Source organism: Streptomyces tendae, from assembly GCF_008632955.1.
GTDB lineage: Bacteria > Actinomycetota > Actinomycetes > Streptomycetales > Streptomycetaceae > Streptomyces.
On sequence record NZ_CP043959.1, the window covers coordinates 3,460,059 to 3,485,549 of the forward strand.

Annotated in this window: 14 protein-coding genes and 4 pseudogenes; 1 reads left to right on the forward strand and 17 read right to left on the reverse strand. The window is 73.9% G+C overall.

Going from position 1 to position 25,491, the window contains the following annotated elements:
• Nucleotides 1-155: 155 nt before the first annotated feature.
• The 3 genes from F3L20_RS15910 to F3L20_RS15920 form a co-directional block, all read right to left on the reverse strand.
• The gene (locus F3L20_RS15910) at nucleotides 156-1,892 is read right to left on the reverse strand and encodes an ABC transporter ATP-binding protein (RefSeq protein ID WP_150154955.1); all 1,737 of its coding nucleotides are present in this window, start codon (nucleotides 1,890-1,892) and stop codon (nucleotides 156-158) included.
• Complete coding sequence (locus F3L20_RS15915) at nucleotides 1,889-3,688, reverse strand: ABC transporter ATP-binding protein (protein WP_150154956.1); 1,800 nt, start codon at nucleotides 3,686-3,688, stop codon at nucleotides 1,889-1,891. The genes F3L20_RS15910 and F3L20_RS15915 overlap by 4 nt, the downstream gene beginning before the upstream one ends.
• 175 nt (nucleotides 3,689-3,863) lie before the next feature.
• Nucleotides 3,864-6,038: an MMPL family transporter gene (locus F3L20_RS15920; protein ID WP_150154957.1), complete on the reverse strand. Its 2,175-nt coding sequence runs from the start codon at nucleotides 6,036-6,038 to the stop codon at nucleotides 3,864-3,866.
• 257 nt (nucleotides 6,039-6,295) lie between these two features.
• Between F3L20_RS15920 and F3L20_RS15925 the strand changes: the two genes are divergently transcribed.
• Entirely contained in the window at nucleotides 6,296-6,892 is a 597-nt protein-coding gene (locus F3L20_RS15925; RefSeq protein WP_150154958.1) for a TetR/AcrR family transcriptional regulator, read from the forward strand.
• 1,173 nt (nucleotides 6,893-8,065) lie between these two features.
• On the opposite strand, the pseudogene F3L20_RS35635 reads toward F3L20_RS15925, so the two are convergent.
• The 14 genes and pseudogenes from F3L20_RS35635 to F3L20_RS15995 all read right to left on the reverse strand — a co-directional run.
• Nucleotides 8,066-8,671, reverse strand: a pseudogene (locus tag F3L20_RS35635) (SDR family NAD(P)-dependent oxidoreductase); the annotation flags it as partial.
• Nucleotides 8,590-9,030, reverse strand: coding sequence for a hypothetical protein (locus F3L20_RS34600; RefSeq protein WP_240810648.1), 441 nt, complete (start codon nucleotides 9,028-9,030; stop codon nucleotides 8,590-8,592). The gene F3L20_RS34600 and the pseudogene F3L20_RS35635, both read right to left, overlap by 82 nt.
• Nucleotides 9,031-9,538: 508 nt before the next feature.
• Nucleotides 9,539-10,791: pseudogene (locus tag F3L20_RS34605) on the reverse strand (cytochrome P450); the annotation flags it as partial.
• Nucleotides 10,788-11,747: a polyketide synthase dehydratase domain-containing protein gene (locus F3L20_RS15940; RefSeq protein ID WP_167534534.1), complete on the reverse strand. Its 960-nt coding sequence runs from the start codon at nucleotides 11,745-11,747 to the stop codon at nucleotides 10,788-10,790. The gene F3L20_RS15940 and the pseudogene F3L20_RS34605, both read right to left, overlap by 4 nt.
• 326 nt (nucleotides 11,748-12,073) lie before the next feature.
• Nucleotides 12,074-13,270: pseudogene (locus tag F3L20_RS15945) on the reverse strand (SDR family NAD(P)-dependent oxidoreductase); the annotation flags it as partial.
• Between the two features lie 207 nt (nucleotides 13,271-13,477).
• Nucleotides 13,478-16,588 carry an SDR family oxidoreductase gene (locus F3L20_RS15950; RefSeq protein WP_150154961.1) on the reverse strand — a complete coding sequence of 1,037 codons (3,111 nt, stop codon included), beginning with the start codon at nucleotides 16,586-16,588 and terminating at the stop codon, nucleotides 13,478-13,480.
• Between the two features lie 52 nt (nucleotides 16,589-16,640).
• A pseudogene (locus F3L20_RS35640) lies at nucleotides 16,641-17,996 on the reverse strand (acyltransferase domain-containing protein); the annotation flags it as partial.
• 23 nt (nucleotides 17,997-18,019) lie between these two features.
• Entirely contained in the window at nucleotides 18,020-18,745 is a 726-nt protein-coding gene (locus tag F3L20_RS15965; protein WP_150154962.1) for a 4'-phosphopantetheinyl transferase family protein, read from the reverse strand.
• Nucleotides 18,742-20,121 carry a 3-deoxy-7-phosphoheptulonate synthase class II gene (locus F3L20_RS15970; protein WP_150154963.1) on the reverse strand — a complete coding sequence of 460 codons (1,380 nt, stop codon included), beginning with the start codon at nucleotides 20,119-20,121 and terminating at the stop codon, nucleotides 18,742-18,744. The genes F3L20_RS15965 and F3L20_RS15970 overlap by 4 nt, the downstream gene beginning before the upstream one ends.
• Complete coding sequence (locus tag F3L20_RS15975; protein WP_150154964.1) at nucleotides 20,118-21,998, reverse strand: anthranilate synthase family protein; 1,881 nt, start codon at nucleotides 21,996-21,998, stop codon at nucleotides 20,118-20,120. Before F3L20_RS15975 ends, F3L20_RS15970 begins: the two co-directional genes overlap by 4 nt.
• A complete protein-coding gene (locus F3L20_RS15980) occupies nucleotides 21,995-22,663 on the reverse strand; it encodes an isochorismatase family protein (RefSeq protein ID WP_276615847.1) in 669 nt (222 codons plus the stop codon). The genes F3L20_RS15975 and F3L20_RS15980 overlap by 4 nt, the downstream gene beginning before the upstream one ends.
• Before the next feature lie 268 nt (nucleotides 22,664-22,931).
• Nucleotides 22,932-23,741: a 2,3-dihydro-2,3-dihydroxybenzoate dehydrogenase gene (locus F3L20_RS15985; RefSeq protein ID WP_150154965.1), complete on the reverse strand. Its 810-nt coding sequence runs from the start codon at nucleotides 23,739-23,741 to the stop codon at nucleotides 22,932-22,934.
• Nucleotides 23,738-25,222 carry an amidohydrolase family protein gene (locus F3L20_RS15990; RefSeq protein WP_150154966.1) on the reverse strand — a complete coding sequence of 495 codons (1,485 nt, stop codon included), beginning with the start codon at nucleotides 25,220-25,222 and terminating at the stop codon, nucleotides 23,738-23,740. Before F3L20_RS15990 ends, F3L20_RS15985 begins: the two co-directional genes overlap by 4 nt.
• Nucleotides 25,222-25,491, reverse strand: a complete 270-nt coding sequence (locus tag F3L20_RS15995; RefSeq protein ID WP_150154967.1) for a phosphopantetheine-binding protein — start codon at nucleotides 25,489-25,491, stop codon at nucleotides 25,222-25,224. Before F3L20_RS15995 ends, F3L20_RS15990 begins: the two co-directional genes overlap by 1 nt.

Genomic DNA, 25,491 nt, shown 5'->3' on the forward strand with positions numbered 1-25,491 from the left:
TGTCAGGATCGACGTGTTTTGTTCATCACGCAGACAATGGCGAGATTAATTCCGTGTGACGCAACGCCGAGTGGCCCCCGGGAGAAGTCCCGGGGGCCACAATCAATTTCAGGGTGAACAGCCGCTCGGAGGTCTGTCCCCGAGTTGACCGGACGTCAAGAACGGTGCCCGGCCAGACTCCAGTCCTGCGCCTTGTTCCTTTCCGTCCAGAAGGACGCGTAGGCGCCGCCCGACGCGACGAGTTCGGCGTGCGTACCGCGCTCGGTCACGCGGCCCCGGTCCAGGAAGAGGATCTGGTCGGCCGCCGCGACCGTCCCGAGCCGGTGGGCGATGACGAGCAGGGTGCGGCCGGCGCTCAGGGCGCTCAGGGCGTCCTGCACCGCCCGCTCGTTCTCGGGGTCGAGCGAGGCGGTCGCCTCGTCGAGCAGCACGATCGGCGCGTCCTTCAGGATGGCCCGGGCGATCGACACCCGCTGGCGTTCGCCCCCGGACAGGAGCGCACCGCCCTCGCCGACCTGCGCGTCCCATCCGTCCGGCAGCCGGTGCACGATCTCGTCCACGCCCGCCAGCCGGGCTGCCCGGCGGACCTCGGCGTCGTCGGCGCCGGGACGGCCCACCCGGATGTTGTCCAGGATCGAGCCCTGGAAGAGGTAGACGTCCTGGAACACGATGGAGACACGGGACATCAGCACCTCGGGATCGATGTCCCGTACGTCCACCCCGCCGACCCGCACCACGCCGGAGTCCACGTCCCAGAAGCGCGGGACGAGCTTGCTCACCGTGGTCTTGCCGGCGCCCGACGGGCCGACGAGCGCGGTCATGGTGCCCTCGGCCAGCGTCATGGACACGCCCGACAGCACCTGCTTGCCGTCGTAGCCGAAGTGGACGTCCTCGAACTCCACCGTGTTGCCCACCGGGACGGCGGGACGGTCCGGGCGGGGCAGCGTGGGCTCGGCGAGCAGTCCGGCCACCCGGTCGAGCGCCGCGCCGGCCGTGCGCAGGGTCGACCCGAGCACCGCGGTCTCGGCGATGGGCTCGGTGAACCGCACCGCCAGGACCAGCAGGGCCAGCAGCTCGGCCACGCCCAGGTCGCCGTCCAGCACCAGGTACACGCCGGCGACCAGGACGACCGTGAAGGCCGCCTGGATCGCCAGGGCGAACCCGATCAGCCCGGGCACCCCCGTCACCAGTACCCGGCGGGACGCCTCCGTCTGGGTCCGCAGCGCCTCGTCCAGCGGGGTGCCGGAGTTCCCGGCGCCGCGGCCGAACACCCGCAGGACCGGCTGGTTCTGGGCGAACTCCACCACCCGGCCGCCCGTCGCCGCGGCGGCGGCGGTGCGGGCCTCGTCCGCGCGCCGGGTCAGAGAGGTGCTCCACCGGTGCACGAGGACGATCAGCGGGACGGTCAGGGTGGCCGCCAGGGCCAGTCGCCAGTCGAAGAGGTACATCAGGACGACCACGGTCGCCGGTGTCACGAAGCTGGTGACGAGCGGGCGCAGCAGGTGCGCCGGCACGCCCATCACGTCCATCACGCTCTTCGTGGCGAGGTGCCCGAGCCGTCCCACCCGCTCGGGGCCGAACCAGCCGAGCGGCAGCGCGGCCACCCGGTCACCGATGTGACGGTGCAGGGTCCTGGAGAGCGCGGCGCCCGCCTCGAAGCCGGCCAGCAGGCTCCAGAAGTACGCCCCCGCGTACAGGAGCGACACCCCGAGCAGCGCCCACAGCCAGGGCCAGACCTCGTCGGGATCCTGGCCGAACAGGGCGCGCAGCACCGGCACCAGCAGGGTGAAGGCGATGCCCTGCAGCACCGCACCCACCACCAACAGGGCGATCATGCGGCGCAGCGGACGCGCCTGCCGCGGGCCCACCACGTCGATCAGCCGGCGGATCATCGGGCGGCACCTTCCTGGGCGACGGCGGCCGCGGCGGACGCCGTCGGCGCGAGGTCACGGGGCCGCCAACGGGCCGAACGTTCATGGGCGTGCCACATGGCGGCGTACCGGCCGCCCGCGGCGACCAGCTCCGTGTGCCGGCCGCGCTCGACGACGCGGCCGTTGTCCAGGACGACGATCTGGTCGGCGTCCACCACGCTGGACAGCCGGTGCGCGATCATGAGCACCGTCTTGCCCCGGGCCAGCCGGGCCATCGCCCGCTGCACCGCGGCCTCGGCGTGCGGGTCCGCGTGCGCGGCCGCCTCGTCGAGCACCACGACCGGGGTGTCCGCCAGCAGGGCCCGCGCCACGGTGACCCGCTGGGCCTGACCGCCGGAGAGCCGGGCGTCCTCGCCGATCACCGAGTCGTAGCCGCGCGGCAGGGACTCGATCACGTCGTCCACGCAGGCCGCCCGGGCCGCGGCCCGCACCTCCTCGTCGGTGGCGTCCGGCCGGGCCATGCGGATGTTGGCCGCGACTGTGTCCCCGATCAGCCGGACGTCCTGGAAGACGAAGGCCACCCGGCCGTAGAGGTCCTCGAGCGACATCTCGCGGATGTCCACACCGCCGACGAGGATCGCGCCGCCCGTGACGTCCCGGAACCGGGGGAGCAGGGCGGCCAGGGTGCTCTTGCCGGACCCCGAGGGTCCGACCAGGGCGGTGACCGTACCGGGTGCCAGCTCCAGGTCCACATCCGTCAGGACGTCCTGCTCGCCGTCGTAGGAGAACGACACCCGGCGGTAGCTGACGTGGTTGCCGGCCGGGGAACGGGGGCTGTCGGGCACGGGCAGTTCCGCGGCGTCCAGGATGCCGGTGACACGCTCGGCGGCGCCCCGCGCGATGCGCAGTTCGTAGCTCGCGTAGAACAGCGACAGGACCGGCGCGGTCAGGCCGATGCCGAGCAGTGTGAACGGCAGCAGGTCCACCGCGGCCAGCCACCCCTGCGTGACGAACAGCGCGCCGCCGAACAGGGTGGTGAGCAGCACGGCCACCGGTGACAGGACGATCTCCGCGGCGGCCTTGGAGTAGCGCGTGGCGCGCACCCAGCCCAGGAAGAAGTCGGCGAAGGAGTCGGCCGCCTCGGTGAACTCGCGGTGCGCCCGGCCGGCCTGGCCGAAGGTCTTGACGACCGCGATGCCCTGCACGAACTCGACCGTGCTGCCGTTGACACGGCCCATCGCGCGGTCGTACCGGGGCAGGTTCTTGGACATGCCGGCCATCGTGGCGCTGTACAGCGTGAGTCCGACGAGCAGCGGGGCGATCACCACGAGGGTCATCCGCCAGTCCACCCAGAAAAGGTAGGCGAGGGAGGCGGCCGGCACGACGGCCGCGGCGGTGATGTCCAGCAGCGAGTGGGCGATCAGATGGTGCATCGCCTCGACGTCGTCCTGCACCGCCTGCTTGACCTGGCCGGAGTTGCGGGACGAGAACCAGCCCAGCGGCACCCGGCCGAGGCGGTCGACGAGAGCGCGCCGGATGTGGAACTGCAGGGCGTTGTCGGCGAGGTGGGAGATCCCGCCGGCGACCAGCATGACGATCAGCCGGACCAGCAGGGCGCCGGCCGCGATCGCGGTGACGGTCCACGCGTCGTGGGACCGGTCGGGGCCGTCGTCGAGCAGGATGCGGCCCAGTTCGGCGAGGGCGACGAACGGCACCACTCCGGCCGTCGCCGCGACGGCCTGGGCGGCGATCGCCCAGCGCAGCCGTCCCTTGACGGGACTCAGGATCGCGCCGAGCGCGGTCTTTCCCGCGGCCATGGGGCCTCCAAAGCGCTTGGTTGGACAGCTCTTAGACGGTGTCCAACGGGTGACTGTACCTGGCTTCCGCCGAATTCCGTCAAGTACCGGCAGAAAAGGCGAAGAAATTGAGCAGACGCCCGGGGCCGCCCGAAGTCCCGTGCCGCGCAGGGGACTTCGGGCAACCGGGAACGGCTCAGCCGCCCACGGTGACCGGCTGCCGGGGCTCCGGCGCCGCGTCGGACTCCTTGATGCCGAAGCGGCTGTAGAACCGTGCCAGCGGGCCCGGAGCCCACCAGGCCGACCTGCCCATCAGCTTCAGCACCGCGGGCACCAGCAGGAGCCGTACGACGGCCACGTCCGCCAGGATCGCGAACACCATGCCGACGCCGAACAGCTTCATGGTGAGCACACCGCTGGTCGCCATCGCGGCGAGCGGGACGCACATCAGCAGCGCCGCGTTCACGATCAGCCGGCCGATCTTCTGCAGACCGGACGCCACCGCGGCCGTGCTGTCGCCCAGCGTGTCGTACTGCTCCCGGATCCGGGACACGAGGAACACCTCGTAGTCCATGGACAGTCCGAAGATCAGCGCGAACAGCATGATGGGCATGTTCGGCTCGATGTTGCCGGTGGAGTCGAAGCCGATCAGCCCCTCCAGATGGCCGTCCTGGAAGATCCACACCAGCACGCCGAACGTCGCCGAGAGGGACAGGAGGTTCATGAGGATCGCCTTGAGCGGCAGCAGCACGGATCCGAACGCCAGGAACAGCAGCAGGTACGTGGCGACCGCGATGTACAGCAGCATCCACGGCAGCACGTCGCCCAGCGCGTCCAGGGTGTCGTCGAACACCGCGGTCTCACCGCCGAAGTACGCCTGCGCGCCGGCCGGCGGCGGGACGTCCTTGAGCCGGTTCACGAGGTCCCGGGCGTCCGCGGACACCGCGGCGCCGTCGAAGGTGACCGACACCCGCGCGGTGGTGCCGGTGGCACCGGTGACCTGCGCGCCCGTGGCCCCCTCGGTGTCCCCGAGCTTCTCGGCGTACGCCTGGAGGGCGGCACCCTGCTCCGGGGACGTGGCGCTCGACCGCAGCACGAGCAGCGAGTCGATGGACTTCACCGCGTCGCTGTCGAAGTCGCGCTCCAGCGCGTTGTGCACCTGCCGTCCCTGGGCCGAATCCGGCAGCTGGCGGGCGTCGTTGGCGCCGAAGTCGATCCGCAGGAAGGGTGTGGCGAGGGCCAGCAGCACCACCAGCGCGCCCAGCGCGACCAGGGCGGGCCGCCGCATCAGGCCGTGCGCGAACCGGTACCAGGCCCCCTGGCCGTCCGGGCGGGCCGCTTTCCGGCGACCGCGGCGCAGGGCCAGGGCGTTGACCTTGTCGCCCATGATGCCGAGGGTCGCGGGCAGGGCGATCAGCGAGAAGAACACCGACAGCACGACCGCGGCCACACCGCCGTACGCCATCGACTTCAGGAAGCCGAAGGGGAAGAAGGTCATGCCGGCCAGGGCCACGGCCACGGTGATGCCGGAGACGACGACCGTGCGCCCTGCGGTGGCCACGGTGCGCGCCAGCGCCTCCTCCCCGGCGTACCCGCGCTCCAGCTCCTCGCGGTAACGGCTGACGATCAGCAGGCCGTAGTCGATCGCGACGGCGAGACCGAGGATGGTCACCAGGCTCATCGAGAACACCGACACGTCGGTGACCTGCGCGATCAGCCGCAGCACGGCCATCGAGCCGAGGATGGACAGACCGCCGACGAGCAGCGGCAGACTGGCCGCGGCCAGGCCGCCGAAGACGACGACCAGCAGGAGGAAGAGCACCGGGAAGGACAGGCCCTCCGCCGTGCCGAGGTCCTTGCCGATCTCGTCACCGGCCTGGTGGCCGGTGGCCACCGGGCCGCCGCGCAGGGACTCCAGGCCCCGCGCGTCCAGCTGGTCGCTGATCTCCTTGTACGCCTCCTCCTTGGCGTTGTCGTCGCCGCCGCGGAGGTTGATGCCGACGTAGGTGGCGTGCCGGTCGTGGCTCACCTGGGCCGGCATCTTGGTCATCCAGAAGGTGGAATACCCGGTCACGGCCGACTCGGGCAGCCCCTCGACCGTCGCGGTGACGGCCTGGCGGAACGAGGTGTCGTCCACCGTGCGGTCCTTGTCACGGTACACGACCACGACGTCGGGCGACCGCTGCGGGAACGCCTTCTCCGCCAGCTGGGCGGCCTTGCGGCTGTCGGACCCCGGGTCCTCGAACCCGCCGGGCTTCATGTCACCGAAGACGCCGACGCCGTAGGCACCGGACAGGACGGCGAACAACAACGTCAGGGCCAGCAGGGGTTTGCGCCTGCGGAACAGGAAACGCCCCAGCGCCTCGAACATGGTTCTCCCTAGGTAGGTCGGCGGGCGCCACTTCCTGCCAGGGTCCGGCGCCCCGGAAACCGTAACAGCGTTTTCAATGCCTTCTCCACTGCTCTTGTCCACTGTCTAACGCGAAGCCCCGCGAGAAGGTGGGCTGACCTGCACATTCGACCGAAAAAACTTCCCTGCCAGGGAAGATGTCGACCTTCAGGCAAACCTGACGCCACCTGACGTCCCCCGGTAGCCCTTTCATAACGCCGTTGTCATACTCTTGGGAGATGGCCAGACTCAAGACTCATGACGAAGCGCTCCGGCAGCGACTGATCAACCGCGCGGCCGCCACCGTGTTCGACCGGGGCACATCGGCGCTGAGCCTGAGACAGCTCGCGGCGGACGCGAAGACCTCCACCACGGCGGTCTACTCGCTCTTCGGCAACAAGGCCGGGCTCCTGGCCAGCCTCTACCAGGAGGCCGCGCGGCTCTTCGTGGCGCGACTGGCCGCCGTCCCCACGACCGGCGATCCGGCGAACGACGTGATCCGCCTCGGTCTGGCCTACCGCGAATACGCGCTCGCGAACCCGCACCTGTACGCCGTCCTCTTCCTGGAGAGCCCCGCCCAGTTCGGCGACCCGGCCGAGGGATCCAGCGAGGTGATGGAGATGTACCAGCCGCTGGTGGACGCGGTGCGCCGGGGACAGCGGGCCGGGCAGTTCACCACCGAACTGGACGCCGAGGTGGTCGCGCTGTCCTGCTGGGCCACCGCGCACGGACTGGTCTCCCTGGAACTCTCGGGCAACGAGCCGCCGGGCCTGTCGATCGGCGCCTCCTACGAACGGACCCTGCACGCGCTGGTGACGGGGTGGCGGGTCGGATGAACCGGCCCGTGCCGGGGGCCCGCGGGGCCTTCGCGGGTGCGACGGGCCCGGAGCGTGCCGCTCCGGGCCCGTCGTCATGACCCGGCCGCTCCGACGCCCTCCGCCCGCAGGACGACGGCACCCCGCGGCTGCCCGTCCACCGTCGTGCCCCGTCCTCCGGAGTGAGCACCTCCACCCGCTGGGCCCCGGGCGCCAGGACCAGTCGCCGCACGCCGAACGTGCCCGTTCCGGCGTCCCGGGGGCGGCGGCACGCGGTGCGCACGAGCTCCTCCACGGCCGCCGGATCGACCGTCGGCACGGGCGGGAACGGCACGGTCCACAGATCCGCCGGCCGCACCTCGGGCAGCAGGAGAGACGCGTCCGCACCACCGTCCGCCGCGCCACCGGCAGACACGTCCGCCTCGGGGAGGACGAGCCCCGCCCAGTCCGGACCGGTCCCGCGGCCGGCACCCGGGCCGCCCCGGCGCAGCCGCCGGCACGGTCGCCGGGCCGTACGGTCCTGCCCTCCGGCGCCGCGGGGGAGTCGCCGTACACCAGCGTCACCGAGGCCACCCGCACCCCCGCGACGGTCTCCACCACGACGTCCACGCACCAGGCCTCGCCGCGGTACCCGCCGCGCGCCGTGCGGCACAGCACGAGAGTCCCCGCGTCGAACCGCAGCGCCGGCAACTCCACGCGCAGATCCCGCAGTTCCCGCAGATGGAGCAGCGGCCAGCCCTCCGGCACGACCCAGTCGCCCGCCGCCACCGCGTACTCCAGGACCACGCTCACCGGCACCGCGAGGTCCGGGCCGACCCGGAACTCGGACAGACAGGGGTGGCTCCCCGCGGTGAGCGTGAGCGTGCCGCTCAGCGAGCGGAAGACCTCGTACTCCTCCACCTCGCCCAGATAGTGGTTCAGGGCGTGCAGCCGGGGCAGGTCGGGATGGCCGGTGAGCATCCCGAAACCGCGCAGCTGGCCGGGGGACAGCACGGCACCGACCCGGCCCAGGAACACCACCTCTCCGGTGTGCCCCGAGGCCAGCTCCGCGCACCAGCGGCGGGCGCCGTCGGCGGGGTCGAGCGTCGACACGTAGCGCACCGCGGCCGCGTAGTTGGCGATGACGCCGAGCCGCTCCCAGGTCGGCCAGCACAGCGTCTGCACCGGCAGACCGAGCGTGTCGCGCGCCCAGAAGCCCAGCCGGGCCAGTGCCTCGTTGCCCGCCGCGTAGTCGGCCTGCCCGACCATCCCGCCCATCCGGCCCGCCAGCGAGCCGACGTTGCTCAACAGGCGCAGCCGCGCGCGGCGTTCGGGCCGCGCGAGGACCGACCGGACGAGGTGGGCGAAGCCGGTGACCTTGACGTCCACGGTGCGCACCACCTCCTCGGCCGTCTTGCGGTCGAAGCGAGCGGGCTCGTCGACGCCCGCGTTGTGCACGATGTGGGTCGGGCCGTCACCCAGCGCCGCGAAGACCGCCTCGACCTGCGGCAGTTCCGTGCAGTCGCACCGCAGGTAGTCCACGCGCAGCCCGTCCGCCTCGGCGCCGGCGAGATTGCGGTGCACGGTGCGCTCCTCCTCCGCACGGCGCACCTCGCGCCGCACCCGGGAGAGATCCGCCGGTGTCCGGGCCGTGGCCAGCCGGCCGCGCCGCCAGCGGGCGAACGCCGCGTCGTCCAGCGTCACCGGCCCCTCGGGCGAGGGCCGTTCGTGACGGCCGGTCACCACGACCCGGCACCCGAACGTCTCCGCGAACGCGCGGGCGGCCGCGAAACCGACGCCCCGGGCGCCACCGGTGACCAGGACGGTGTCGCCGGGCCCCGGCGAGGCCGCGCCGGCGGGGGCGTCCCGGCCGGGCGGCCCGCGAGCACGTGGCGCCGCCCGTCCCGGTAGCACACCTCGAAGTCCCCGGGCTGCGGCAACTCCCGGGCCACCGCCTCCGCGATCACCTCCGGCTCGGCCCGGTCGACGTCCACCACCACGATCCCGGCGGCCGGCAGCTCACGGGGCAGGCACTTGGCGAGCCCCGCCCAGACCCCGCCGAGCGGCTGCGGGACCGGACCCGCGCCGTGCCCGCCCAGACCGCCCAGGTGGGTGACGGCCAGGTACACGTGGCGTCCGAAGCGCCGCTCGGCCGCCCAGCGCGGGTACGCGGCCTGCACGGCGCGGGTGGTGCGGGCGAGCGCCGGCCGCCACCCCGTGTCCCCGCCGCGTACGTCGTGCCCGTCACGTTGAGGTCGACGATCCCGTCCCAGCCGTCCCGGCGCAGCTCCCGTCCGGGCGTGTACGGCACCGCGTGCGCCCCACGCCGTTCCAGCGCCGCGCCGACGGCGTCGGCCAGCTCCGCCGACTCGCCGACCAGCAGCAGCCGCCGCCCGGCGAGCGGCCGCGCGGTGCCCGGAAGGGGGCGCGGCGCCTCCACGGGTTCCCAGACGAACCGGCCGACACCCCGCACGAACGCGTCGGGGTCGAAGGACGACAGATGCGGCCGGAGCGCGGGCCACCGTGTCCCGGCAGGCGCCGCCTCGGGTGCGGAGGTCACCGGTGCCGCTCCTCGGCCGTCACCCTGATGCCGTCCTTGGGGAACAGTGTGATGTAGGCGCCGTTCCTGGGCGGCCGCGCGTCGGCCACGGTCAGCCGGAAACGTCCGTGCACCGCGGCGACGGTCTGCCGCAGCAGCGACAGTCCCACGCGCTTGCCGATGCACTGGCGCCGGCCACCGCCGAACGGCACGTACGCGGACCGGTCCCGGTCCTGCCCGGCGCCCGGCCGGAACCGCTCCGGGTCGAAGCGGTCGGGGTCCTTCCACTGCTCGGGTTGCGGTGCGCGCCGTAGACCGACACGAGTACCGGGGTGCCCGCGGAGACACGGCGGCCCGCGAGCACGTCGTCCTCCAGGGTCTGGCGCGGGAACTGCCAGACCGGGGGATGCAGGCGCAGCGCCTCGTCGACCGCCATCGCGGTGTACGTCAGGGAGTCCAGGTCCGCCGCCCCGGGCGGCCGCCCCTCCAGCACGCGGTCCGTCTCCTCCTCGAGCCGGTCCCGCACCCCGGGATGACGGGCGGTCTCGTACAGCGTCCAGGTCAGGGCCAGCGCCGTGGTCTCCACGCCCGCCAGCATCAGCGTCACCAGGTCCGACCGGAAGGCGTCCGGCGGCAGCTCCGAGGCCCGCAGCAGGGCGGCCACCTCACCTCCCGCACCCTCGTCGGCGTCGCGCGCGACCCGGTCGACGATCCGCTCCAGGGTGCGCCGGGCACGGCTCACCCGTCGCCGGTAGGGGGTGGGGAGGAACGACGGCAGCATCTTCTCCAGCGAACCGACCTCCTTGAAGATCGCCTCCAGCGCGACGGCCAGTGCCCGGGAGAACTCCTCGCCCTCGGCCGACAGATCACGCCCCACCAGGGCGTGCCCGATCACCCGGGCGGAGAGCCGCATCGACTCGGCGTGCAGGTCGAACGGCTCCCCCGTGTCCGCGTGACCGGCCCACCGGCCGATCAGATCGGCCACGGCGGCGTCGGTGACCGCGGCGCGGGCGGCGACGGCCCCGGGGGTGAAGGCGGGATTGACGACCTTGCGGTGGCCGCGCCACTCGGCGTCGTCGAGGGTCAGCAGACCCTCGCCCATGAACAGCCGGAACGCCTCGTAGTAGGCACCGCGGCAGTAGTTGTCGGCGTTGCCCTGAAGGATGCGCCGGATCGCCTCCGGGGCGGTGACCTGCACGGTCGGGTTGTGCGGCAGCATCGGCAGACTCACCACGGTGCCGTGGGCGCGCTGGGCGCGCACCACGAAGGAGGGGGGATCCGCGGCGTACAGGACGGTCGAGCCGACCACCGGCCAGGCCAGCGGCAGTCCGGTGGGGCCGTCGGGCTCCGGGGCGCCGGCGGCCGACGTCACCGGGCAGCGGGGGGTGTTCTCTCGGGTCACCGGGTCGCCTCCGAGGCGTTCGTGGCGGCGCGCGGGCGTTCGCGGAACGCGCCGGTGGTCTGCTGGACGTGGCCGAGGACCACACCCGTCATGTCCTTGATCTGGAGCACCACGTCACCGTCGGCCGTGACCGCGACCGCCCGGTTGTCCTGCCCGCTCTCCAGATCGAGGCGGGCGGGCAGCGAGTACAGCTCCACCGGGGTGCCGGCGGCGGCGAGCGAGGCGTCGGTGTGGCCGCCGTACAGGTCGATGCGGCGGATCGTGCGCGGCACGGCCAGCGGCGTCCAGCCGCTCCCCGCGCCCGGCAGGTCCACCTGGTCGAGCACACTCACCCGGGCCAGCCCGTCCAGCAGCACCGAGGGAACGGCGAGATCCGGGAACCAGCGCTCGATCCCGGCCCGGTCGGGCGCGTACCGGGCGCGCCGGCCGCTCGGATGGACGCGGGTGTCCGCCGTGGACACGAACACCCCGCTCAGCAGCACGGCCGGATTCGGCAGGTGGTAGGGGTCGGCCAGCGGTGTGGCGCCGTGGTCCGCCCAGTGTTCCCAGCGGGGTGGGGCGACCGGTTCGTCACGCAGCCGCACCCGGGCGGTGAAGTGCCTGCGGTCCCGCACCAGCAGCCGTCCGCCGGGGCCGACCACGTCACCGGTGACCTCGACGTCGACGACGGACTCCCGGGGGCCCTCCCGCACCAGCCGGGCCGTGATCCGCTTGGTCTCGGGCCGGTCCGGCCGGTAGACGCGCAGAAAGGACTCCAGCCGGACGTCCTCGACGACGGCCGGCACCCTCCCGGGGACCAGCCGCAGCGCCGCCTCGACGGCCAGTTCGGGCACGAACGTGCCCGGCAGGGTCGGGTGACCGCGCACCACGTGGTCGAGGAGGTAGGCGTCCCGTTCCAGGCTGAAGGTGCGTACGACGGTGATCCGCCCAGGTGCCCGGTCGACCACGTCGTCCACGTAGGCGCCGGGCGGCTCGGGGCGACCGGACCGGGCGCCGTCGGCGGACCGCCGGCCGCCGGCGCCCGGCAGAAGTCGAGATAGCCGGGCACCGCCGCCTCGATGGCGGCGCGTTCCGCGTCGCCGAAGAACACGGTGGCCGGCGGCTGCTCCGGCTGGTCGAGCTCGTGCAGGAAGTGGTGCACGCCCTCGGCGGTGGGCATGGCGGTGAACTGCGCGCTCTTGGCCAGGAACGTCCGCATCAGCGGCGTCGCGCCCAGGCCGACGTCCCGCCACAGGGTCCAGCCGAGGGTGAACTCCCGGCTGCCGTGTGCGTGGTGGTGGAGCGCGGCCGTGTTGAAGTAGTCGTTGGCCGCGCCGTAGTCGGTCTCGCCCGTCTGCCCGGTGAAGCCGACGAACGAGCCGAAGTTGCACCAGCGCCGGGGTGGCCGCCCGGCGAACGCCGCCTTCAGATGCGCGTACGCGCGCACCTTCAGGTCGCGGACCGCGTGGAAATCCCGCAGCCGTTTCTTCTCCACCGACGCGGCCCGGTTCGTCCCGGCGATGTTGAGCAGCAGGTCGACGGTGCCCTCGGCCTCGGTGACGCGGTCCACCACGGCCCGCACCGCCTCCGGGTCGCGTAGGTCGCACACGTGGTACGTCACCCGGTCCTCGCCGCACAGGTCGCGCAGCGCGGCGAGGTTCTCGCGCACCTCGCGTGCCGCCCCCAGCCGGTCGTACGCCATGGTCGCCTCACGCACGGTGAGACGCCGCGGTCCGGTGGTGCACGCCCTGATGAACTCCTTGCGCTCCAGGTGCGCGTCGGGCTCCTCGGCGTCGGGCCGGGTGGATCCGACGAGGTGCAGCCGGGGCCGGTCACGGCGGGCCAGGGCCAGCAGCAGCGCCGCGCCGATGCCCCGCGCCCCGCCCGCCGCCACCACCGTACGCACGGCGGGGGCGGGGGCGCCGGCGGCCGTGCCCGGATCGGCCACCGCCTGCCACAGCAACCGGGTTCCCCCGCGTACCACACGGCCGGCAGCGACTGGTCGGTCACCGTCTCGCGTGCGGCGTCCGGTCCGGCCGAGGCGAGGTCCCGGGACTCGTGCACCACCGCCAGGACCGAGGTGCCGGGCCACTCCAGGGCGAGGCTCTTGACGAAGCCCGTGAACAGCCCGGAGCAGGCGTGCGGCACCCGGCCGGCGCTGATGCCGCCCAGCACCACGACGACGAACGACTCCGGCGGCGTCGGCAGCGCCGCGCACGCCTTCGCCGTACGGAACAGCGCGTCGTGCAGGGCGAGCAGGGATTCCGAGGGAACCGCGTCCTCGCCGTGCAGTTCGACCACCGCCCGGATGTGACGCGGGCGGAGCCGGTGCACGGTCTCCTCGAGGGTGTCGTCGAGCGGGAGCGTCCGGCCGCCGGCCGTGCCCGACGGGGTGCCGGCCAGCACGGCGGTGCCGGGCGGGAAGAGGTCCGGCACCGTCCCGGGACGCGGCACGGCGGGCGCGGGAGCCAGCCGCAGGACATGACGGTCCAGCAGCCATGACGGTTCGGCGGCCGCCGCGGGCGGGGCGGTGTCCGGCGGCGGGGCGTCGGGACGCCGGAAGACCACGCGCAGGGGCGGGGCACCCGGGTGAGGGATCCGCTCCACCACCGCGGTCCCGCTGCCGGAACCGGTCAGCAGGGCGGTCAGCTCACGGGCCCCCTCGGCGCCCAGCAGGGTGGTGCCCTGGTGCGGGGCGGTCATAGGGTCACGCTCCTTCCATGACGGCCAGGACGGGCAGGCCGGCCTTCTCGGCCAGGGACCGGCGGGTCACCGCGAACAGGAACGCGCCCTCGGCCGCCGAGGTGTCCTCGCCGTCGTTCCAGCCGGGCAGCGCGGTCCCGTTGACGCCGGCGACCAGCGCCACGTCGATCTCCCGGAAGCCGAGGTACAGGCCCGCCACGGAGCAGGCCTCCAGGAACGACGCCTCGCCCGCGTCGACGGTGAGGCTGAGGCCGCGCAGGTCGAAGTAGTTGGACAGGCGGGCGGCGATGACGTTCGGCATCTCGCCGGGGAACGAGTCCTCCGTCGGCGCCGCGATCAGACCGGTGGCCCGCTCCCGCAGCCTCCGCAGGAACTTCTCCGTCTCGTCCCGGCCCCCCGCTTCCTCCACCACGTGCTCGATCTCGTCGAGGTAGGCGCGGGTCTTGTACAGCAGGGCGTTGCGGGTGGCGCCGGTGTGCCCGACGACCACACCGGCGGTGCGGTGGTGGTCGAGGACGAACCGGCGTACCGGTTCGTCGAGTTGCTGCATGCAACGGAGCAGCATGAGCTGGGTGCGGTCGGTGGTCCGGGCCGTGGGCGGTGGCATCCGCAGCTCCTGGAACGGCGGCACGGGGTACACGGGTCCGAACGACGGCTCGGGATCCGGTGCCCGGCCCGCCGCCCAGGCGGCGACCGCCGCGGCATCCGGTTGCCCCGGCAGCCGGGCGGACCAGCCGACCACGACCAGTGCGTCGTCGACCGGGGCCGGCACCGCGAGCGGCGTGCCCGACCGTTCGGTGTCGGGACGGTGTTCGGACAGGACGAGGTGGGCGTTGGTGCCGCCGAAACCGAAACCCGACACCGCCACCCGCCGTGGCCGGTCCGGCCGGGCGGGCCACGGCACCGGCTCGCGCGGCACCCGCAGCCCGCCGGACAGCCCGGCCAGTGCGTCCGGCAGCCGGTCGAAGCGGTACTGGGCCGGGATGGTGTCGTGCCGGAGCGCGAGCAGGGCGTGGATCACCGACACCACTCCCGCGGCCCAGCCGCTGTGCCCCACCAGGGACTTGTTGGACGTGACGTGGACGGGCCGCGGACCGGCGTACCGGGTGTGCAGGCTGGTGAACTCGGCCTCGTCCCCGGCCGGGGTGCCCGTCGCGTGAGCGACGATCCAGTCCACGTCCTGCGGCGCCAGGCCCCCGCGTTCCAGGGCGCGTTCGACGGCGAGTTCCTGACCCGCCGGGGCCGGCGCGTACACCGCCTTGCCGCGCCCGTCGGCCGACAGACCGATCGCCGACACCAGGCCCAGCACCCGGTCGCCGTCGGCGCGGGCCCGGGACAGCCGCTTCAGCACGACCAGACCGGCGCCGTCGGAGAACAGCGCCCCGTCCGCCCCCGCGTCCAGCGCCCGGACGGCCCCGCCGGCCGAGAGCCCGTTGAGCTTGGCGAACAGCACCGAGCCGCTCGGCGCCAAGGCGAAGGAGCCGCCGCACACCGCGATGTCGCTGCGCCCGGACAGCAGGTCGCGCACGCCCAGGTCCATCGCGTACAGCGAGGAGGAGCACGCCGTGTCCACCATGCGCAGCCGGGTGCCGTCCGGGAGGACGCCGGCCATGGCGTCCCGGCCGACGCGGTGCGGGAGGTAACCGGCCGACGGGTCGTCACCCCGGCGGAACCGGCGGCGCAGCGCCTGCCCGACCGGGCCCTCCACCGCGTCGTCGCCGTCCTCCGCCAGCACGTCGAGCGCGGACCGCAGGACGAACGCCTCTTCCAGATGCTGACTGCCGTCGGGCGTGTAGCCGACGCAGAAGGAGTAGCGGTCGCCGGGATCCCGGCGGACACCCTCCAGGGCCTGGTACAGGCTGTGCCGCAGCCAGAGCGCGGTGTGGTCGAGCCCCGCGTCCGCCGAGCCGTCCTCCACCAGCCGGTCGTGCGGCCGGAAACCGGTGATGAAGCCGGACCGGCGCTGGTACGTCTTGTCCGGCGCGCCACGGTCCTCGTCGTGGAAACGGGCGATGTCCCACCGGTCGGGCGGGGCGTCCACGAACAGTTCCGCGCCGGTCGTCAGCAGCCGCCAGAACTCCTCCGGGGAGGAGGCACCCGGCACCGCGAGCCCCATGCCGACGACGGCCACGGGGTCTTCGGCGTCGTCACCGGCCACGCCGGGCGGGGTTGCGCAGGGCACGCCCGCGTCCGCCGTGTCCTGGTGCGGCTCGGTGTCCGGGTGTGTCCCTGTGTCCTGGCGTGCGCCCGCATGCGTTCCCGATGCCGACGCCGGGCCGGAGGCGAGTGCCGCGCCGCCGTCCGTCGCCGCGTCCGTGCCCGGTGACATCGCGGCGCGCAGCAGGGTGAGCCCGCCGTCCGCCACCACGGTCTGACCGGTGACCCAGCCGGAGCGGTCGGAGGCGAGGAAGAGGACCACCTCGGCGAGGTCCTCCGGACGTCCGAGCCGCGCCAGCGGGGTGGCCGCGACCGTGCGGGCGCTGACCTCGTCGAAGGCGGGGAACATCTGCCCCACCGGGTTGTCGATCAACCCGCAGGACGCCGCGTTCACCCGGATCCGGTCCCCGGCCAGTTCCGCCGCGAGATAGCGCGTCAGGGACTCCAGGGCGGCCTTGGACACGCCGACCGGCAGGTAGTTGGCCGGGGCGGTCACCGACCCGAGGGAGGAGACGTTGACCACCGTGCCGCCCTGCCCGCCGGCCCCGGCGAGCAGGGGCCGGGCGTACCGGGCGCACCACAGCGGGCCCTTGACGTTGGTGGCGTAGGTCCGGTCGAGCAGTTCCTCGGTGATCTCCTCGAACGGCACGAAGGAGCCGGCCGCCGCGTTGTTGACCAGGATGTCCAGGCGTCCGTACGTCTCGCCGATCTCCGCGAACATCCGCTCGACCTGGGCCGGGCGGGCCACCGACGCCCGGACGACATGGACGTCCAGGCCACGGCCGGTCAGCTCGCGCGCCTGTTCCTTGGCGGCGTCGTAGGAGTGGAAGCAGTTGAGCAGGACGGTGGCGCCGCGCCGGGCCAGCCGCTCGACGACGACGCGCCCCACACTGCCCGCCCCGCCGGTGACGAGGGCGATCCGCCCGGCGAACTCCGGTGCCGTGTCGTGCGCGGTCACCGGGTGCCCGCCCGGCGGAGTCCGTGACGCCGGCCGCCACGAAGTCGACGACCTTGCCGAAGGTGTCGTAGTCGGCCACGCGGAGTCCCTCCGGCGGCCGGCCCAGCCCGAAGCGCTCGCCGAGCCGGCTCAGCAGTTCGGTCTGCTTCACCGAGTCGACCCCCAGGTCGGCCTCCAGCAGCACGTCGTCGGTGAAGATCTCCTCCGGGTACTCCATTGCCTCCGCGTACACCGTGCGGACCAGGGCGGTGAGTTCGTCGCGTCCGGGCCCGTCCGTCGCGCCCTCCGGCCCGGACCGGGCCGTGTCGACCGCCCGGAGCGGGGCCGTCGTGGGGGCCGCGTGCGCCGTCGCGGGCCCGGCGGAACGGTCGGGCCCCGTCACCGCCGTGCCGGCGCCGGGAGCCGGAGCGGGGGCGGTGTACCGGGGCGCCGCCGCGTGCAGCGCGGCCACGGCCGCCGTCACTCCGGCCGCCTCGTCACGGCCGGCCAGCGGGGCCACCGTGTGCACCCCGGGGTGCGCCTCGGCGACCAGCGAGGTCAGCACCTGCCCGGCCCCGGCCTCGACGAAGGTCCGCGCACCGGCCGCGTGCAGCGCGGCGACGGCGCCGCGGAACGCGACCGGGGTCACCAGGTGCAGGGACAGCAGCTCGGCCAGATCGTCGCCGTCGCGGTAGAACCGGCCGAGGATCGGCGAGTACACCGGCACGGACAGCGGACGGCTCCGGAACCCGCCGATCCGGGCGGCGAACTCGCGCCGGGCGTCGGCGAGGAGCGGGTTGTGGAACGGGTGCGGTGACCGCAGCGGCGTCGCGGTGACGCCGAGGCGACGGGCGATCGCCTCGGCGGTGGCGACGTCGTCCGCCGGGCCGGAGAGCACCGTCTGCGCGTCGGCGTTGTCGACGGCCACCACGAGCTCGGGGCGGCCGATCAGCTCCACCAGGCGCCGCGCCCGCTCCTCGCCGCAGCGCAGCGCGAGCATCGAACCGGCCTCGCGGGCGTGCTCGCGCACCACGGTGATCCGCTCGCACAGCACCGCCGTCGCGTCGGCCAGGTCGTAGGCGCCCGCGCAGGTCAGCGCCGCGATCTCACCGAGACTGTGGCCGAGGTGGAGGGAGGGCCGCGCGCCCTGCGCGGTGATCAGGCGGTACGTGGCCACGGAGGTCGCGAGGACGGCCAGTTGCAGAATGTCCGGGGCCTGTTCCAGGAGGGCGGCCGGGGACGGCGGCGACGGCTGGAACAGTGTCGACGACACGTTTCTGCCGATCCGTTCCCCGGCGACCGCGTCGACCACCTCGAACGTGTCCCGCACGGCCTCGTCGCCGCGCTCCCGGTGGCCGGCGAGGACACCGGCACGGTAGGCCCCCTGTCCGGGGAACAACGCGACGGTCAGGTCCAGGTCTGGGTTCATGGCAGGAACTTCCCCTTCGTCGATCAGACGTGCGATGGAACGGCCGGCTCGCCGAGAGCGGCCGGGTCGGTCAGGTCCGTCCGCCGCACCCGGCCGGGCCGGCCGCCGTGGACGGCGAGGGCGAGCGCGTGCCGGGGGGTGGGACGCAGCAGCCGGAACCACCAGCCAGCGGGGTGCGCCTGCCGCGGGTCGGTCACCGTGATGCCCGGGGCGGTCCGGGGCGAGAAGGAGAAGCCGTCCAGGCTGCGGTGCGTGCCGACGCCCAGGGCCTTCAGGTACGCCTCCTTGAGCACCCACAGCTCCCGGGTCCTGGCCGGCCGCTCGGACTCGGGCAGCCCGGCCAGTTCGGCGCGCTCGGCGGGCGCCAGGAAGCGCGCCACATGGCCGGCCGACTCCACCGACGCCGGCCCGCACTCCACGTCCACCCCGCACGTCCGGCCCCGCGTGACGGCGCACACCGCGAGCCCGTCGGTGTGCGCGACGCTGAACCGGACGCCGTGGTGGTCCGGAAACGGCTCCGGCCTTCCGTACGGGCCGGTGGTGAACCGCCAGGCGTGCACCGGCCACCCGGTACGGGCACTGAGCGCGTACCGGCACAGCAGCCGGCCGGCCAGGAACTGGCGGCGCCGACGGGGCACCGCCATACGCGCGTACCGGGCGCGCTCCTCCTCCGTGAGCAGCCGCTCGCCGCCGAGCCGCTCGGCGAGGGCGTCCCAGGCGGACTCGGGCAGCAGCCAGAGATCCGTCACCGCAGGGCCTCCGGTACGCCCGGGGCGCGGACGGCCTCCCGCAGCTCCAGCAGCCGGTAGGCAAGATCCAGCGACTGGTGGCCGTTCAGCCGCGGATCGCACGCCGAGCGGTAGCGCAGCGGCAGATCGGGCGGGGTGATGCCCGCGCCGCCGCCCAGGCACTCCGTGACGTCGTCGCCGGTCAGCTCCAGATGCACCCCGCCGGGATGCGCCCCGAGCCCCGTCAGCACCTCGAAGAAGCCGCTCAGCTCGTCCAGGATGTCGTCGAACCGGCGGGTCTTGTGCCCGGAGGGCGCCGTCACCGTGTTGCCGTGCATCGGGTCGCAGACCCAGCCGACCGTCCGCCCCTCCGCGGCGACCCGCTCCACCAGGCGCGGCAGCACCTCACGCACCCGCCGCGCGCCCATCCGGGCCACCAGGGTGAGCCGGCCGGGCTCGTCGTCGGGGGACAGCCGGTCGATCAGCCGCAGCAGTTCGTCGCCGGTCACGGACGGTCCGGTCTTCACCGCGACGGGGTTGCCGATCCGGGAGAAGAACTCCACGTGCGCGCCGTCCGCGCGGCGGGTGCGTTCCCCGATCCACAGCAGATGTCCCGACGTGGCGTACGGCGTCCCGGTCACCGCGTCGACCCGCGTCAGCGCCGACTCGTAGTCCAGCAGCAGACCTTCGTGGGACATGAACAGCTCGCCCGGTGTGTGCCAGCCGTCGCCGGTCCCGGTGAAGCCGCCGGCCCGTGCGATGTCCTCGGTCAGCGGCGCGTAACGGGCCCGTTCCGGGGCGGCGTCCGCGAACCGGCGCAGCCCCTCGACGGCATGGGCCGGGCTCGCCTGCGCGCTGCCGCAGTAGGCCCGGATCAGGTTCAGGGTGGCGGCGGAGTGCTGGTGGACGCGGACCATGCGGTGCGGGTCCGGGGTGCGGGCCGCCGCCGTGAACGCCTGCCCGTTGACCGCGTCGCCCCGGTACGCGGGCAGCTCCACGCCGTCACGAAGCTCGGTCGCCGCCGAGCGCGGCTTGGCGTACTGGCCGGCCATCCGCGCCACCGTGACCACCGGCAACGACATCATGTACCCGAACACGGTGGCCAGTTGCTGCAGTGTGCCCGCGGTACGCAGCAGCGAGCCGGCGTCCGTGGCGTCCAGGGACTCGGCGCAGTCGCCGCCCTGCACGAGGAACGCCTCGCCCCGCGCCACCGCGGCCAGCCGGGCCTTGAGCAGATCGCACTCGCGGGGCACCACCAGCGGCAGGCTCGCGGTGAGTGTGGCGACCGCCGCTTCGAGGCCCGCGGGATCGGGCCACTCGGGCTGCTGGGCGGCCGGCAGGCCGCGCCAGCTCAGGGACGCCGCGTGGGTGGAGGGGAGGTCCAGCAGGGGAGTCACGCCGTCAGCTCCGCGGGGTGAGGCACCGGCGCCAGCGCACCGGTGACCAGGCTGTCGAGGATCGCCGCACCGTTCCGGGTCATGACGGACTCGGGGTGGAACTGCACGGACGTGAAACCCGGTCCTCGCAGCCCGTGCACCTCCCCGGTCACCCGGTCGCGGGCGACGTCGACCGGGCCGGGGCACAGCGGGCTGTGCAGCCGTCCGCTGCCGGAGTACGCGGCGAAGGTGTTGTAGAAGTAGACCGGCTCCTCCGTGCCGAACAGGTCGACCGTGCGGCGTACCCCCTGGTGGGGGACGTCCAGACGCCGCAGACCGAGGCCCAGCAGGGAGCAGAGGACCTGATGGCTCAGGCAGACGGAGACGAACGGGATCCGCAGGTTCAGCAGGCTGCCGGTGACCGCCCGCAGATGGGCGATCTTGGCGTCGTCCAGCCGGCGGGGGTCGCCGGGGCCCGGACCGAGCACAACGACGTCGTACCCCGAGACGCGGTACGGCTCGTCGAACCGGCGGACCGTCACGTCGTACCCGGCGCTGCGCAGTTGCAGGGCGCCCATGGCGGTGAAGGTGTCTTCCGCGTCGACGACGAGCACCTTGTCCCGGGAGACGGCCGGAGGCGGGGCAGGGGAGAGCCAGAAACGGGACAGCGGGGCGTTCCGCTCGGAGAGGGCCGCCCGCACCCGGGGGTCGCCGTCCAGGCCGCGGGTCACGGGACGCTCGCCCGCCCGGTGCAGGGCGTCCAGCAGACCGGCCGCCTTGGCCCGGGTCTCCGCCGCCTCCTTCACCGGGTCCGAGTCGCGCACCAGCGTCGCCCCGACCCCGATCCGCACCCGGCCGGCCGCGTCGACGTCCGCCGTCCTGATCATGATCGCCGAGTCCATGCGGCGCCGGCCCGCGTCGTCCCGGCCGATCAGCGCGGCCACCCCCGAGTAGTAGCCCCGGCCACCCGGCTCGAACGCGGCGATCACCCGGCACGCGCTCTGCACCGGGCTGCCGGTCACCGTCGGGGCCAGCAGGGTCTCCCGCAGGACCTCGCGCACGTCCCGCGCGGTGCGGCCGACGATCCGGTACTCGGTGTGGGCGAGGTGGGCCATCTCCTTGAGGTGCGGACCGACCACGTGCGCGTCGTCGCACACGCGGCTCATCATCTTCAGCTCCTCGTCCAGCACCATGTACAGCTCGTGCGTCTCCTTGCCGTCGGCGAGGAAGTCCAGGACCGAGGAGACCGTCGGGCCGTCCCGCGGATAGCGGAAGGTGCCGCTGATCGGATTCATCACGGCGACGCCGTCGTCGAGGCTCACGTGCCGTTCCGGACTCGCCCCGACGAAGGTGCGCTCGCCGGTGTGGATCAGGAACGTCCAGTAGGCGCCCGGCTCCGCGCGCAGCAGCCGTCCGAAGAACCCCAGCGCGGTGCGCGGCGACCAGTCGCGGACCTCGGTGACGAAGGTGCGCTTGAGGACGAAGTTGGCGCCGGCGCCGTGCCCGATCTCCTCCGCGAGCACGCGGCGCACCAGGTCGCCGTACTCCTCGTCGTCCAGGTCGAAGCCGCCCTCGCCGGTGACCACCGGCCAGTCGAGCACCGTGTCGAGTACCTGGCCGACGGGCAGCAGCGCCTGCTCGCGCACGGGCATGGCGAGCAGCGGCTCACCGTCGTCGTGATGGTCGTAGCCGCGCTCGCCGACCACCCGGTACGGCAGGACGGCGAGTACCTCGTGGGTGCCGGGGACACCGAGGTCCGGTACCGGCAGCGCGTCGAGGGAGGCGACGGTGACGACGTCCCCGAGCAGCAGCTCCACGTGGTCCGCGACCCCGCTCTCGGGGCGGTGCAGCAGCGCGAACGCCGAGCCCCCGGCGGCGAGTTCCTCCAGGGGGATCACGCGACGCCTCCCGCGGCCACGGCCGCCCGCACGGGCAGCGCCTCCAGCACGGAGGCGGTCGGCAGGACCATGGCGCAGCGGGTCGCCGCGTACCGCAGGGCCATCCGGTGGAACTCGGGGGTGAAGTCGGCGACCGCGTCCGCCACCACGAACGGCCGGACGCCGTGGGCGAAGGCGTCGCACGCGGTGAGCAGGACACCCACGTGGGCGTAGACACCGCAGATGATCAGCTGGTCCCGGCCCCGCTCGCGCAGCAGACCGAGCAGCGGGGTGTCGTGGAAGGCGCTGGCCCGCCACTTGGTGAGGACCGTGTCGTGCTCCGTGGGCGTGAGCGGTGCGGGGATGCCGCTGTCCTCGGGCGCCGCCGACATGCCAGGGCCCCAGAAGTCGGCCAGCAGACCCCGCTGTTCGGGGTTCATGTCGCCGGGCTGCGCCGAGTACACCACCGGCACTCCCAGCGCGGCGCACCGTTCCCGCAGGGCCGTGACATGCGTGAGGAGATCAGTGCGGGGCTGGGTCCCGGCGGTGAACGGCGCGAGGAAGTAGTGCTGCATGTCGTGCACCAGCAGTACCGCGCGGCCCGGATCGATCTGCCAGGAAGCGGTGTTGGACGGCAGATCGGCGGGCCGTGGCATCGGATACGGGTCGATCGGGGCGATCGCCACGTCGGGTTCCTTTCCTGGTCGGACGACTTCAGGGGCGGGGCTTCCCGCGGGGCCCCGGTACGCGGGGGCGTGCCGGGGCCCGCGGGGGACGGCGCCGGTCCGGGCTCGGGGGAGGGCCGGACCGGCACCGCACCGGGGGGACCGGCCGCCGTGTGCCGGGGGGCGGGGGGCGGGCCGGCCGTGCGGGCCGTGGAGCACGGTGGAACGTGGGGACGGGACCCGCGTATCCGCCTGGCGCGTCGGCGTCGGGCGGAGCCGGGCGGGACGGTCAGGCGCCCAGGGAGGCGCCGCCGTCCACGGTCAGGTCGTGCAGGGTGATGTGCGCCGACCGGTCGGAGAGCAGGAACAGCACGGCGTCGGCGATGTGTGCCGGCTCGGCGATCCGGCCGAGGGGGATCCCCACCCGGTACGTCTCCGGTGTCCCCTCGACCGAGGCCCGCTCGGCCGCGTCGCCCTGAAGCGCCGTCAGCATCGGCGTCCGGGTCGAACCGGGCGCCACCACGTTGCAGCGGATGCCGTGCCGTGCCAGTTCCAGGCCGAGGCACTTCGTGAACATCGACGACGCCGCCTTGGACGCCGCGTACGCCGCCATCGACGCCCGGGGCGTGGCCGCCGCGTTGGACGCGATCGTGACGATCGAGCCCCGCCCGCGCGGCACCATCACCCGCGACACCGCCCGGCTGACGTGGAACACCCCGGTGGTGTTGACCGCGAAGGTGGCCTGCCACTCCTCGTCCGTCAGCTCAGCGGCGGGTCCGGCGTGCAGCACCCCGGCACCGTTGACCAGGTGGTGCACCGGGCCGAGATCGGCCTCCACCTTGGCGACGGCCATGTCCACGTCCGCGCTGTCCGTGACGTCGACCGCCACGGCCAGCACTTCCGCGCCGGCCCCCTCCAGCTCGCCGGCCAGGTCCCACAGCGCCCTCACGTCCCGGTCCAGCAGCGCCACCGGGACACCGGCCGCGGCCAGCGCCCGGGCCACCGCGGCACCGATCCCGCCGGCCGCGCCGGTCACCACCGCCACCCCGGACAGGCCGGCAACGCTCGCGCCGTCCGTCGTCGCCATCGTGGCCTTCATCGGGACACCTGCCCCAGGACGTGGCCGACCGCCTCCGCCGGCACCCGCAGCACCCGCTGCGTGAAGCCGGCCAGCGCCGTGAGGTACCGGTCCCGCAGCGCCGTCTCGTCGACCTCGACGCCCCGGCCGTTCTCGACCAGGACACGGCCGCCCACGAGCACCGTGTGCACGTCAGCGGAACCGCCCAGCCACAGGAAGCTCTCCAGCGGCCGCGGGTTGAGCAGATAGCGCCAGTCGTCGGCGGGGACCAGCAGCAGGTCGGCCTGCATGCCGGGCTCCAGGCTGCCGACACAGTCGTCCCAGTGCAGGCCCTTGGCGGCGATGCGGGTGGCCATGGCGAGGGCGTCCGTGGGCAGCACGTCGGTCTGGTCGGCGGCCAGCTCGTTGTACATCTGCCAGGCGGCCCGCATCGTCTCCGCGATGCCCGCGCCCGGCAGTGCCGCCGCGTCGGTGGACAGCGACACGTCCAGGCCCGCCCGGCGCAGCGCCGGGACGACCCCCGTGCCGGTCAGCGCGTTCTCGCCGGACGGACCGTACTTGCCGGGGGAGTGGCTGATGTGGGCGTGCGCGGCGAGCATGAGCTTCTGCTCGTGCTCGTCCAGGTGGGCGGCGTGGCCGGCCATCAGCCCGTCGTCGACCAGACCCAGTTCGGACAGGCGGCGCAGCCCTGTCTCGCCGTAGTAGGTGCGCATCACCTCGGGCTCGTTGCGCAGCGCGCCGACGTGCGTGGCGAACGGCAGGTCGTGCCGGGCGACCAGCTCGGCCATGCCCCGGGCCAGTTCGTCGGTCATGTTGGTGACGTACGAGACGTTGGGACGGCACCGGATGCGGCCGGTGTCGTCCACGGCGGCCACCCGCAGCAGGGACTCGAAGCCGGCCAGGACCGCGTCCGCGTCCCGGGTGCGCCGGAACCGGGACCGGTCGGGCGCGCACACCGCGTCACTGGCCCAGGTGCTCGCCGAGAACCGCATGCCGAGGCGGCGGGCGGCACTCACCATGGAGTGCGGCCGGTTGAGAGAGCCCATGTCGCCGAGCGTGGTCACCCCGCCGCGCAGCTGCGTCCACATCGAGTACTCGGCGATCGCCTGTGCCTCGTCCGGCGTCATCGCCTCGATGAGCTCGTCGAAGCGGTCGAAGGTGGCGGAGATCTGGTGCATGTCGCCGCCTCCGCCCATGAACGCCACTTCGTCCCCCCGGTCGGAGACCGGCCGGAGCGCGCCGCGCATGGTGAAGCCCATCGCGAACATCTCGTGCCAGTGGGCGTTCACGAACCCGGGCAGCACCATCATCCGGCTCGCGTCCGTCGTGCGCAGCCCGGCCCGGACCTCGGGTGCCAGGCCGGCGGCCACCCGCTCGACGTCGGCGGCCGGACCGACCGCGGCGATGGTGTCGTCCACGATCAGGACGGCGCCGCGCGCGTGCACGGACTCCTGGGCGTCGGCGGTGTAGACGGTGCCGCCGGTGATCAGCCGGGCCGCCATCACGCCGCCCCGGGATCGCTCGGGACCGCCGGGGCCAGGGAGGCGAAGTGGGCCAGCCAGCCCTTCAGGGTGGGTTCCGCGACCAGGGCGTCGAACTGCACCGGGACGCGGGCCTTGCGCCAGCGGCTGACCAGCCGCATGATCTCCAGCGAACTGAGGCCGAGCATCACCAGGTTGGCGTCCGGCTCGATGCGTCCGGGTTCGATGCCCAGGACGGGAGCGACGATCGCGCGGAGCTCGCGTTCGGTCGGGGGCGTAGAGAGGTCCAC